This window comes from Pedobacter sp. UBA5917, from assembly GCF_002432345.1.
In the GTDB taxonomy this organism is placed as follows: Bacteria; Bacteroidota; Bacteroidia; order Sphingobacteriales; family Sphingobacteriaceae; genus Pedobacter.
Window position 1 is genome coordinate 1 of the sequence record NZ_DJDT01000253.1, and the last position, 12,818, is coordinate 12,818.

General features: G+C 40.8%; 12 protein-coding genes. All 12 read right to left on the reverse strand.

Features of this window, described 5'->3' with window-relative positions:
- Positions 1–275: 275 nt before the first annotated feature.
- The gene (locus B2V92_RS16970) at positions 276–1,145 is read right to left on the reverse strand and encodes a sugar phosphate isomerase/epimerase family protein (RefSeq protein WP_293310320.1); all 870 of its coding nucleotides are present in this window, start codon (positions 1,143–1,145) and stop codon (positions 276–278) included.
- A 10-nt stretch (positions 1,146–1,155) separates the two neighbouring features.
- Positions 1,156–1,992: a sugar phosphate isomerase/epimerase family protein gene (locus tag B2V92_RS16975; protein WP_293310322.1), complete on the reverse strand. Its 837-nt coding sequence runs from the start codon at positions 1,990–1,992 to the stop codon at positions 1,156–1,158.
- A 47-nt stretch (positions 1,993–2,039) separates the two neighbouring features.
- The gene (locus B2V92_RS16980) at positions 2,040–2,930 is read right to left on the reverse strand and encodes a hydroxypyruvate isomerase family protein (RefSeq protein ID WP_293310324.1); all 891 of its coding nucleotides are present in this window, start codon (positions 2,928–2,930) and stop codon (positions 2,040–2,042) included.
- Position 2,931: 1 nt separating this feature from the next.
- Positions 2,932–4,170 carry a nucleoside permease gene (locus B2V92_RS16985; protein WP_293310326.1) on the reverse strand — a complete coding sequence of 413 codons (1,239 nt, stop codon included), beginning with the start codon at positions 4,168–4,170 and terminating at the stop codon, positions 2,932–2,934.
- Between the two features lie 298 nt (positions 4,171–4,468).
- On the reverse strand, positions 4,469–5,149 hold the full coding sequence (locus B2V92_RS16990) for a 3-keto-disaccharide hydrolase (RefSeq protein WP_293310328.1): 681 nt from the start codon (positions 5,147–5,149) through the stop codon (positions 4,469–4,471).
- Between the two features lie 63 nt (positions 5,150–5,212).
- The gene (locus tag B2V92_RS16995) at positions 5,213–6,670 is read right to left on the reverse strand and encodes a Gfo/Idh/MocA family protein (protein ID WP_293310330.1); all 1,458 of its coding nucleotides are present in this window, start codon (positions 6,668–6,670) and stop codon (positions 5,213–5,215) included.
- Positions 6,671–6,703: 33 nt separating this feature from the next.
- On the reverse strand, positions 6,704–7,087 hold the full coding sequence (locus tag B2V92_RS17000) for a c-type cytochrome (RefSeq protein ID WP_293310332.1): 384 nt from the start codon (positions 7,085–7,087) through the stop codon (positions 6,704–6,706).
- A gap of 22 nt (positions 7,088–7,109) precedes the next feature.
- Positions 7,110–8,168, reverse strand: a complete 1,059-nt coding sequence (locus tag B2V92_RS17005) for a sugar phosphate isomerase/epimerase family protein (protein WP_293310334.1) — start codon at positions 8,166–8,168, stop codon at positions 7,110–7,112.
- Positions 8,169–8,177: 9 nt separating this feature from the next.
- On the reverse strand, positions 8,178–9,335 hold the full coding sequence (locus B2V92_RS17010; RefSeq protein ID WP_293310336.1) for a Gfo/Idh/MocA family protein: 1,158 nt from the start codon (positions 9,333–9,335) through the stop codon (positions 8,178–8,180).
- 84 nt (positions 9,336–9,419) lie between these two features.
- Positions 9,420–11,120 carry a GMC oxidoreductase gene (locus B2V92_RS17015; RefSeq protein WP_293310338.1) on the reverse strand — a complete coding sequence of 567 codons (1,701 nt, stop codon included), beginning with the start codon at positions 11,118–11,120 and terminating at the stop codon, positions 9,420–9,422.
- A gap of 23 nt (positions 11,121–11,143) precedes the next feature.
- Complete coding sequence (locus tag B2V92_RS17020; protein ID WP_293310340.1) at positions 11,144–11,728, reverse strand: gluconate 2-dehydrogenase subunit 3 family protein; 585 nt, start codon at positions 11,726–11,728, stop codon at positions 11,144–11,146.
- Between the two features lie 280 nt (positions 11,729–12,008).
- Positions 12,009–12,818: sugar phosphate isomerase/epimerase family protein (locus tag B2V92_RS17025; RefSeq protein WP_293310342.1), on the reverse strand; the 810-nt coding region annotated here is incomplete at its 5' end.

The following is a 12,818-nucleotide window of genomic DNA, read 5'->3' on the forward strand; positions in this document are numbered from 1 at the left end:
TTAGTCGGGATTTGTAATCCCGATTTTAGAACTAAGGATTTTTAATCCTTGAAGTGGATTGAAAATCCACAACTCATCCGGTCGAGATTACAAATTTCAACCAACTTAACAAGCTTCGAAAGTAGTAGGACCTTTTCTGCTATAAAGACCCTGAAATAAATTCAGGGTGACGATAAGCGTAGAAAAACCTCGCAGGTTTTTACAACCTGCGAGGTTTGGAAATTTATTAGGTTTCGGTTCGTGGCGACACGAACCGAGGCGTTTGAGTTAAAAATTTAAATCAAACTGGCTTTGATATAATCGCAGCTGGTTTTGATTGAGCCGATCGGATCGGGCTGATAGTTGGTTTCGTGCTCTACAAAGAAGTGCTGCATGCCGGATAATTTGGCCTGTGCAAAAATGGATTTAAAATCAATCGATCCTTTGCCCACCTCAGTGTTTAATTCTGGTTTGGCTTTATCCATATCTTTTACGTGCCACATTGGGAAACGGCCCGGATACTTTTTGAACAGGGCTAGGGGATCATTACCCGAACGTACTACCCAATATAGATCCATTTCGAAGTTAACGAGGTTTTTATCGGTTTCGCTCAGGTAAACATCGTAACCGGTGGTATCGCCCAATTTTTTAAATTCGAAATCGTGGTTATGGTAAGCAAATTTTAAACCTGCGGCCTTTGCAATTTCGGCCACTTTGTTAAAATCGCTGGCCGTTTTTTTGAAACCATCTGCACCTTTGCTCATATCAACATGTGCACCTGCAATAGTAAAATATTTACCACCAATTGCTGCCGAAGATTCGATATCAGCTTTTAATTTATCAGTATTTCCGGTCCTAACAAAATCGTCCATCCCGTAATGGCCGCTTGGTGCTTTTAAACCGTTGGCATCTAACAGGGCTTTAAATTCTTTAGGGGTTAAGCCCCAGAATTTTCCGTTGGAGAAACCATAGGTTTCCACTTCTTTGTATCCTGCTTTTGCTACCTTTTCGATAACGCCTTTTACATCTTTTGGCAATTCATCGCGTAGGCTATACAATTGTAACCCTACATTTTTGCTTACTTTATCAAAAGCGAAAGATGGAATCAGCAATGCCGCTCCGGCTGCTAACCCTGCCTGTTTTAAGAATGTTCTTCTTGAATTCATGGCTTAAAATTTAAAGGATTTCTTTTTTGATAAAGACGCAGCTTGCTGTAACCGATCCGATAGGGTTTGGTTTGTAGTTGGTTTCGTGCTCAACAAAGAAATGTTTCATGCCCGAAAGTTTTGCCTGTGCAAAAATAGGTTTGAAATTGATAGAACCGGTACCCACTTCTGCATTTAAGGCAGGATTGGCCTTGTCCATATCTTTAACATGCCACATGGTAAAACGGCCCGGATTTTCTTTAAATAGTTTAATCGGGTCGTTACCTGAGCGTACTACCCAATATAAATCGAGTTCAAAATCAACAAACTTTTTATCTGTTCCTTTTAGCAGGATTTCGTAACCCGTAGTATTACCCTGTTTTTCGAATTCGAAATTGTGGTTGTGATAAGCCAGTCTGATACCTGCAGCTTTGGCCAGTTTACCGGCTTCGTTTATTCTTACCGCGATTTTTTTATAATCATCGGCATTTTTCCTGATACTTTCGTCTAACCATGGGATGGTTACATATTCACTACCCAATACTTTAGCGGCTGCGATTGCAGCTTTTAGTTCAGTTGTATTTCCGTCAGCTAAATAAGTACCTAAACCGTAGTGGCCGCTTGGTGCTTTTAAACCGTTGGCATCCAATAAAGCTTTAAATTCTTTAGGTGTTAAGCCCCAAAACTGATCTTTTATAGAGAAACCATAAGTTTCAACTTCTTTAAAGCCAGCTTTTGCAACCTTGGCGATGGTTCCTTTTACATCTTTCGGAAGCTCGTCCCTTAAGGAATATAACTGTAAACCAACCACTTTTTTATCAGCAGCGAATACAAAAGATGGAACCAAAAGTGCTGCTGCTGCAGCCATACTAGAGTTTAGTATAAAACTTCTTCTTGATATCATAGGTGTATTTTTTAAATGTCGCAGATGGCAACGGCCTTTTTTAAAGAGGCTATTTTGTCAGCGTTTTTTGGTATAAATTCTTGTGCCACAAAACCTTTAAAGCCGGTTTCGGCAATGGCTTTCATAATGGCAGGATAGTAAAGTTCCTGGGTATCATCAATTTCATTTCTGCCCGGAACACCGGCGGTGTGGTAATGGGCAATGTACTGATGGTGCTCCCTGATATTGCTAATTACATCACCTTCATCAATCTGCATGTGGTAAATATCGTAAAGCAATTTGAAGTTTTCAGACCCTAATCGTTTACAAAGTTCGGCACCCCACGCTGTTCTGTCGCATTGGTAATCTTTATGGTTTACCTTACTGTTCAACAGCTCCATTACGAGTACCACATTATGTTTTTCTGCAAGCGGAATTAGCTGTTTTAGGCCTTTAACACAATTGTTCCAGCCTGTTTCGTCGTCTTTTCCACGGCGGTTCCCGCTAAAGCAGATCAGGTTTTTATAACCTGCTTCGGCCACAAGTGGAATCATTTTGGTATAATTCTCGATCAGTTTTGCGTGGAATTTCTCATCGTTAAAACCATCAACCAGGTTAATTTCTGCACCGTTGCACATGGAAGAAAATAAACCATGTTTTTTCAACGTAGGCCAATCCTGTGGACCAACGAGGTCGATACCTTTAATACCGATCTTTTTGGCTTCGGTACAAAGTGTTTCTACATCCAAACTGCCAAAACACCAACGGCAAACAGCATGGTTGATATTTCCTTTTAGCCTTAATGGCTCATTTGATGCTGGTGTATCCATTGCTAGTGCTGAAAATCCTGAAGAAACACCAATCGCAGCAGTTCCTGCAATGATGTTTTTTAAAGCATTTCTTCTATCCAGGTTCGAACCCATATTAAGCTGTTTTAGCTGCTATTTCCGACTTGGTTTTATCGTTGAAAAAAAGCGCAAACAATAAGAAAACTGCTGCTGCAATTCCGGCCGGGATAATCCAAACCATTTTCCAATCGGTTACATCTCCGGTTTTGTACATGTCGGTAATTATCCCCGCTACTTTAAATCCGATGAGCATACCAACACCGTAAGTTGCAAGTGTGATAATACCCTGTGCTGCACTTTTAAATTTCTCTCCAGCTTTAGAGTTGGTATAAATCTGGCCTGAAACAAAGAAGAAATCGTAACATACACCGTGTAGGGCAATTCCAATAATCAGCATAAAGCTTAAGTTGCCTGCGTTACCATAAGCAAATAGCACATAACGTACCGCCCATGCCAACATACCTACTATAATTGTTTTTTTGAAGCCGTATTTTGAAAAGAATACCGGGATAGCCAACAAAAACAGTGCTTCGGAAACCTGGCCGATCGCCATTTTACCTGTTGGGTTGGAAACTTTGATATCGGCAAGGAAAAGACCTGCATTCTGGTAATAAAATGCCAATGGAATACAGATCAAAATAGAAGAAATGAAGAAAACAGCGAAGTTTTTATCTTTTAGTAGTTTCAACGCGTCGAGACCTAAAATATCACCGATTTTGATTTTTTCGTCTTTAGCAACCTTTGGTGGAGTAGGCGGTAAAGTGAAGCTAAATAAACCCAATACCAAAGAAGCGATTCCGGCCATCAGGAAAGTGCTTTTTAACAATCCGGCCTGGATTCCTTCTGGCGAATCCCAATGAAAAGCAAAGCTGATCAGTAATCCTGCAACAATCCAACCAATGGTACCGAATACCCTGATGTTTGCAAATTCTTTTTCTGCATCTTTCATCTGGTTGAAAGAAACTGAATTAACCAGTGCAAGGGTTGGCATAAATAAGATCATGTAAGCCAAAACATAGGGGTAAAAAACGCTTACATCAGGTGCGCTATACATCTGGTACATCAAAATAGCACCGATAATGTGCAGCACGCCCAAAATTCTTTCGGCATTAAAATACCTATCTGCAATAAGGCCGATGATAAATGGAGCAATGATAGCCCCCCACGATTGAGTTGAAAATACAGACCCAATTTCGGAATTGGTTGCCTTTAAGTTGGTGTTTAGGAAAGCTCCTAAAGTTACAAACCACGCGCCCCAGATAAAAAATTCTAGGAACATCATGGCAGATAGTTTAAAGCGAGTAGTGCTATTCATTTGGCTAGTAATTATGTAAAATGTTTGAGGTAAGAGGGATGATGGAAACGGATCCCCACAACTCATCTTACAAGGTTATCATATTTTAAGTGGATTTCGTAAGAGGGATTTTTGTAATTCACATTATACAGCCTCCCTCTTACATATTCCATTAATAGTAAAAAATGTAAGAATTTGGATCATGGAATAATTCTCATTATCCATTTTTCCTCTTACATTTTTCGTTAATTCTTTAAAATGTAAGGATTTAAATGGTAGTATTTAAATCATCCATTTTCCCTCTTACATTTTCCATATTTTAAAGTTCTTTAATAGAGATGTTTTTGTACCAAACTTCATCTCCGTGATCTTGTAAAGCGATTTTACCGGTTTTAAAAGTTCCCCAGTTTTCCCATGTTGCAAATTTGCTGCCTGCAACAATTTTTTTCCAGTTATCATCCCATAGGGTAGTTTTTACAACCTCAACGCCGTTTAAAATTAAGGTTAAATTACCTTTTTTGCTAATGATTTCTGCTTTATTCCATTGACCTACAGCTTTTACCGGCTCTGATGAACTTTTTACAAGATCGTATAAGTCGCCTGCACGGTGTTTCGTGATTTTTCCGTCAGGGTGACCATCATTATCGATTACCTGCATTTCTAAACCGGTAGAGTAGGTAGCATGGTATTTAGGCTCCTCGTGAACGTAAAAAATTAAACCACTATTGGCTTTTGGAGCTACTTTCCACTCATATTTTAAATGGAAATCGCCGTATTCTTTATCGGTAACCAAATCGCCACCACCATCTTTACCTTTTGTAGCCAGATCTAAGTGCAATGCACCATCCTGAACCTGCCATGCACTGCCTACAGTGGTTTTATTATAAGTATGCCAACCTGTGGTAGTTTTGCCATCAAAAAGTGGTTTAAAGCCTTTTTGGGCTTTTGATATTTGCGTAACTGCTAATACGATCATAGCAGAAAGGAAGATTTTTTTCATGTTTTTTATTTGAATTAAACCTGATAGGTTTTTAAAATCTATCAGGTTTGTATGTAATTTTAATTAAAGAGTTAAATTGTTCCAGCCTTTGCGGTATTCGCGTTTAACAAACTGGTTTGCTTCATCGAAATTGGTTACTTTCATGTTGTCGTTATCCCAAAGCATTTTAGTGTATCTGCCTGGATAAGTAACTTTGCCATTTACTGTTTTCTGGATGTCGAAACTTCTGATCGCTAAGTTGGCCATCAATAAGGCTTCGGTTAACGGACCTGCAATTTCGAAAGGCGAACTTACTTCCTGTTTTCCGTAACCTGCAATAGCGGCTTCTACCCATTGTTTATAATGTCCGTTGGCACCATCAGGTACACGGGCATATTTAGGGGCAACTTTAATGTCTTTATTTTTGCTTAAAGGCAATAATTTAGGGTTTGCACTATAAGTTTCAGACATCATTTTACCTTTTGTACCGATAAACAGGGTTCCGTTTCCACCATCGCCAAAAGTTTCGTTTGCTTCTAATTCTTCAGGGCGTTCTGGCTGGATACCACCATCCATCCAATGCAGCGTAACATCACCTTTGGTTTTATTCGTTTTAGGGAATTTTAAGGTAACATGGCTTGACGGAGGACAGCTTTCAGGGAAATAACCGCGTTTAAATTCGTCGACATAAACAGAACCAACACTGGCTTCTACTTCTTTGGCATATTTTAAATTTAATACACTAAAAGGAGCTTCTATTAAGTGGCAGCCCATATCGCCTAATGCGCCGGTTCCGTAATCCCACCAGCCACGCCAGTTGAAAGGAACCAGTTTATCAACGAAGTCTTTTTCAGGAGCGGTTCCCAACCATAAATTCCAGTCGAGTTCCTTAGGGATTTCGGCTTTTTTTGTTGGCCATGGAATACCCTGAGGCCAAACCGGACGGTTGGTCCATGCGTAAACCGTATGTACATCACCAATTAAACCAGCTTCGTACCATTCTTTCATCTGACGTGGACCATCATTTGATGCACCCTGATTTCCCATTTGGGTAACCACTTTATATTTTTTTGCGGCAGCAGTTAAAATACGCGCCTCATAAATATCGTGTGTTAAAGGTTTCTGCACATAAACGTGTTTGCCCAGTTGCATGGCAGCCAAAGCCTGGATGGCATGGTTATGATCGGGGGTTGAAACAGAGACAGCATCGAAGTTTTTATGTTCTTTATCCAGCATTTCGCGCCAATCTTTATAGTATTTGGCTTTTGGGAAAGCTTTTACACTATTTGCGGCTCTACGATCGTCAACATCACACAAAAAAGCAATATCTGCTTTTCCGCTTTTGTTGAACATATCTAAATCGCTCTGGCCTTTGCCGCCAACACCAATGCCGGCAACCAGTAAGCGATCGCTTGGTGCTAAATAACCGGGTCCGCCCAATACATGGCGCGGCACGATCATAAATGCTGCGGCAGCGATAGCCGAAGTTTTAATAAAATCACGGCGGTTACTCGTGTTTTTATTGTCTTGCTCTGTTTTCATAATTAGTAAATCGATTTGCTAATTTGGTTAAAATTATTTCTTAAGGGATAAAATGTACTTCACCATTAATTTTGCATCGTCTTTTTTAAGGGTAGCATGGGCAGTCATTGGCATATTGCCCCAAACGCCTGTACCGCCTTTAATAATCTTATCAGCCAACATATTGATGTTTTTATCGGTAGCGGGATATTTCTTTGCAATTTCTACATAAGCAGGGCCGATAATTTTGTTGGTTTTGTTGTGGCAACCTAAACAATCGTTTTTGTTGATCAGTTTTTCGCCCGGATTTGATTGAAATTCGGCATGGTTTGCCATTGTTGCGGTTGCAACCACGGTTTTCTCTCTCGCTAAATCAGCCTTTGAAAACGACGCCATAAAAATGACTACGGCGCCAAGAACTAAAAATGTTTTTTTCATTTTGTGTGTGTTTTGTGTTTTGTTAATCTTGTAATCCTAATATTCTTTTATTGAAAGCGCTGTCGCTGCCTGAGGCTGCAAAATCATCAAATGCCTTATCGGTTACGTTGATGATGTTCTTTTTAATGAATTCAGCACCTTCGCGGGCACCATCCTGCTGGTTTTTAATACAGCATTCCCATTCCATAACAGCCCAACCTTTAAAGTCATACTGGGCCAATTTACTAAAAATGGTTTTAAAATCAACCTGCCCATCACCAGGCGAACGGTAACGGCCGGCACGGTTTGCCCAGCTCTGGTAGCCGCCAAAAGTGCCCTGTTTGCCCGTAGGGTTAAATTCTGCGTCTTTAACGTGGAAGGCTTTGATGCGCTCGTGGTAAAAATCGATGTACTGAATGTAATCCAATTGTTGCAGCACAAAGTGCGATGGATCATATAATAAGCAAGCACGTGGGTGATTATTTACCGCTGCAAGGAACATTTCGTAAGTTTCGCCATCAAATAAATCTTCGCCGGGGTGTATTTCGTAGCAAACATCAACACCGCATTGATCGAACTCGTTCAAGATCGGGGTCCAGCGTTTTGCCAGTTCGGCAAAACCTTCTTCAACCAATCCTGCCGGGCGCTGTGGCCAAGGGTGGAAATATTGCCATAATAACGAACCGCTAAATGTAGCATGTGCATTTAAACCAAGGTTTTGAGAGGCTTTTGCAGCATATTTCATCTGTTGTACAGCCCATTCGGTTCTGGCTTTAGGGTTTTTATGTACTTCTTTTGGTGCAAATGCATCAAATAAGTCATCGTAAGCAGGGTGAACAGCCACCAACTGACCTTGTAAATGGGTAGAAAGTTCGGTGATCTCTAAACCATATGATGCAATTTTACCTTTCAGTTCGTCGGCATAAGTCTTGCTTTCGGCCGCTTTCTGAAGATCGATAAACCTTGCATCGAGGGTTGGCATCTGGATACCTTTAAAACCTAATCCGGCTGCCCATTCACATATATTTTCTAAGGTATTAAATGGGGCTTCGTCGCTTATAAACTGAGCTAAAAATACTGCTGGTCCTTTTATAGTTGTCATGCTGGATAGTTATAGTTTATAATCGTGCCATTTTTGATCTGATTGGCTCGAAGCCACTACATTTTCGATAAATGCCATTCCCCTGATGCCGTCGGTAGTACCTGGGAAATCCAACATTTCTGCTGTAGGCTGCTCATTATTCAGCTTTGCATCTACTGTTAACGCAAAGTTTCTGTAAATATTTGCAAATGCCTCTAAGTAACCTTCCGGGTGACCGCCCGGTGTGCGGGTGTTGTGCTGTGCGAAACTGCCCATGTAGCCATTACCGGTTCTGTAAATCTGTGCAGGTGCGTTTAACCACCTTACAATCATGGTATTTGGTTCCATCTGGTGCCATTCTAAGCCACCTTTTTCACCATAAACCCTAATTTTTAATGCATTTTCTTCTCCGGCAGCAATCTGTGATGCCACAAGCACACCGTTGCTTCCGTTATCGAATTTTAAGAGTACGTTACCATCATCATCAATAGCCCTGCCCGGTACTACAATATTTAAATCGGCACATATTTTTGTGATTTTCAAACCCGAAATGTATTCGGCCAGGTGTGCTGCATGTGTACCGATATCGCCCATGCTACCGCTTTTTCCGGTTTTAGATGGATCAGTGCGCCAGGCGGCCTGTGCATTGCCTTCGCGTTCTGATAGGGTACTTAACCATCCCTGTGGGTACTCAACCACAATTTTACGGATGGCACCCAAAGCACCTTCACTAACCATTTGTTTGGCCTGTTTAACCATCGGATAACCCGAGTAGGTATGTGTTAAACATAAGGTTAAGCCGGTTTCTTCAACTTTTGCCTGCAGTTGTTTTGCTTCATCCAAAGTTAAAGTGATCGGTTTTTCGATTACCACGTTAAAACCTTTATCCAAAGCCATCATGGCAGGGGCAAAGTGGGCAAAATTTGGGGTAACAATGGTTACGAAATCTATTCTTTCATCTGCTGGCAATTCACTTTCCTTAGTCAGCATTTCTTCGTAATTGCTATAAATCCTGTTGTCTGGTAGGAATAATATTTTCCCAGATTCGTATCCAATTTCAGGGTTTACACTTAAAGCTCCGGCAGTTAATTCGATCAGGCCATCCATATTGGCAGCCAAACGGTGTACGGCACCGATAAAAGCGTCTTTTCCACCGCCTATCATGCCCATTCTTAATTTTCTTTTCATTGTTGAGGTATGGGGTATAGGGCTAAAGGCATAGGGCATAGGGTAATTAAACCCTACACCCTAAACCTTTTACCTTAAACCTTTCTAGATATTCTTTTTCTTTAATTCTTTAACAGCATAATCGCAGGCCCTGGCGGTTAAGGCCATAAAGGTTAGCGATGGGTTTTGACATGCAATTGATGGCATACAAGAACCGTCGGTTACGAAAACATTGTTTACTTCGTGCATCTGGTTCCATTTGTTCAGCACCGATTCTTTTGGATCGTTACCCATCCTTGCTGTACCCATTTCGTGGATAGCCATGCCCGGATAACAGCCTGCATCGTAGGTTTTGATGTTTTTCATGCCTGCTTTTTCCAACATTTCGGCAGCATCGTTCATCATATCCACACGCATTTTTTTCTCGTTTTCCTTGTATTCACAGTCAATGGCCAATACCGGCTGTCCCCATTTATCTTTTTTGCTGTGGTCGATGTAAACCTTGTTTTCGTAGTAAGGAAGCATTTCTCCGAAACCGCCCAATCCCATGGTCCATTTGCCCGGTTTGGTCATTTTTTCTTTTAAATCTGCTCCGAACGATAATTCGGCCACATCACTTTGCCAGTTCGCCCTGCTTGCACCGCCCTGGTATCCGAATCCGCGTAAATATTCTCGCTTGTCGTTACCGATGTTCTGGTATCTTGGCACATAAATTCCGTTTGCACGACGGCCATAAGTGTATTTATCGTCAAAACCTTCAGCTTCGCCTGATGCGCCGCAACGGAAATGGTGGTCCATTAAATTGTGGCCCAATTGTCCGCTTGAGTTACCCAAGCCGTTTGGATGTGCTTCTGATGTTGAGTTTAATAAAATGAATGTAGAACCTAATGTAGAACCGTTTACAAAAACGATTTTAGCATAAAATTCCATCGTTTTATTGGTTTGTGCATCGATAACCATTACACCTTTTGCTTTTTTGGTATCCTTATCGTAAATAATATGGTTTACAATAGAATATGGGCGCAAAGTTAGGCGTTTTGTAGCCATAGCAGCAGGCAGGGTAGAAGACTGGGTACTGAAATAAGCACCGAACGGACAACCGCGGCTGCATAAGTTACGGTACTGGCAGTTTCCACGGCCTTTATGTGGAACGGTTAAATTGGCCGTGCGGCCAATCATCATGATCCGTTCTCTTTTGTAGAAATCTTCGATACGTTTCTTAACTGATTTTTCTACAATGTTTAAGTCCATTGGAGGTAAAAACTCACCATCGGGACAGGTTGGCCAGTTTTCTTTTGAACCACTGATACCTGCAAAACGCTCTGCATAATCGTACCATGGCGAGAGTTCGGCATAACGGAAAGGCCAATCTACACCGTGACCATCTTTTTTGTTATCTTCAAAGTTATGATCACTTAAACGGTAACTCTGACGGCCCCACATTAGCGATTTACCGCCCACATGGAAACCACGGTACCAATCGAAGCGTTTATCTTCAGTGTAAGGGCATTCTAAATCGTTTACCCACCATTTTTCATTTGCTTCCTGGTATGGGTAATCCCTTTTTTGTACAGGGTGGGTACGTTTTTGCTCTTCGGTTAGCTTACCTGCATGTTTAAAATCCCATGGGTTTTTCATGGCAGTTTCGTAACCGGTAATGTGCTCAATGTTCATTCCTCTTTCGAGCATCAATACGCGTAAGCCTTTCTCTGTTAATTCTTTTGCAGCCCAGCCGCCACTAATCCCCGATCCTATTACAATAGCATCGTAAGTATTTTCTGCTTTTAAATCTGTATTTAAATTCATGATGTTCTGTTTTTGGTTAGAAATTAGGTTGCCCACGATTTTTGGCCCGGTTTTAATGTGGTGTTGCCATCATAACGGCCGGGGATAAGCACATATTCGCGTGCTTTGGTGCAACCAATTTCTGAAGAATAATAACCGAGCAGCGTTAAATCCCTTGCAGTGATGAAAAAGTAAGCCAGATCTTTGTTTTCTTCTGATTTGCTTTCCTTCTGTGCCAGTGCGATTGTTCTTAAATCGATCATTAATTTTTTGCGGTCGGCCGGAGTTAAAGTGATGTAGCTCTTACCGAAATCTTTCATTGATTTTGCCTGAAGTTCTTTAAAACCTTTTGCAAATGAAGTCTGCATCTCAGCAGGATAACAATCCTTCATCATCATCGGAATGAATTTACCTAAGCCAGCGGCTTTGGCACCTGCAGAGGTTTTGGTAGTCGGGACAATAATATCAGCGAATTCGGCAAAAATCTTTTCATCATCCAGCGAATAATTCACAAAGTTTTTTTCGTTTTCAGGGAGCGTAAAACTTTCAAATAAAACGCCCATTGTGCTTGCCGAGATTGCTCCTCCCAACAAAAATGCGACGTTTTTGAGTGCTTCTCTTCTGTGCATCGTCTTTATGGTTTTATATATTGGTTATATTATGTGTTGAATTAGTAATATTAGAAAAAATATAGCGGAAAGAATAAATTTTTACCATTAAATTATTTGACTGCAATGCGATTGTTACCGCGTAGAATTGTTCTAAATAAATGGCGTTTTCTTGCTCCAATATGCTTTTGAGTAGGTTTTTGTTGTTGTTTTACTTGGTGTAAAAAGTACATTTAGTATAGGTGAACAACTTATTTACCCATAAATTTTAAAAAGCATCTGTTTAAAGGAAGAATCTGACCTAAATCAGATTCTTTTTTATGTAATTATAACTTTCGGTTATACTTTGGTACGGTTCTTTTTTAATGGTATCCTGCTCTGTAAAAATATAATCCAGTCCGGCAAGTTTTGATGCAGCGAAAATGCTTTTGAAATCAATCCTGCCAGCACCCACTTCGGTAAAAACTGCTTTATCTGTTTTATCCATATCCTTTACATGGAACATTTTGTAACGGCCCGGATTTTTCTTGAACATGGCCACTGGATCGAGACCTGCATTTACAGCCCAAAAGATATCAAGTTCGAAACCTACTAGTTTGGCATCGGTTTCTTTTAACAGGATTTCGTATCCCGTAACACCGTTACCCTGATCTTTAAATTCGAAATTATGGTTGTGGTAAGCGAGTTTTAAACCCGATTTCTGGCAAAGCTCCGCAGCCTGGTTAAATCTGCCCGCCATGCGTTTGTAATCATCTAAAGTGCCATTGGCCCTGATATCGGTAGGCAATGCGGGGATCACAAAATATTTCTGGTTTACGGTAGCAGCAGTTTCGATGTGCGATTTTAATACTTTGTCGTCGCCTGAAGATAAAAACTCGGTTACGTTATAATGTCCGCTGGGAGAGGTGAGGTGGTTTGATTTTAATAACGCATTGAAATCTTTTGCCTCTAAACCCCAAAAGCCTTTCACTTCGTATTTGCCGGGATAACCGTAATAGGTTTCTACCTGGTTGTAACCGATTTCGGCTACGTGTTGGATGGTGGCATTTACATCGGCGGTTAACTGCTCGCGTAAGGTGAAAAGACCGATACCGATTTTTGAAAGTTTGGC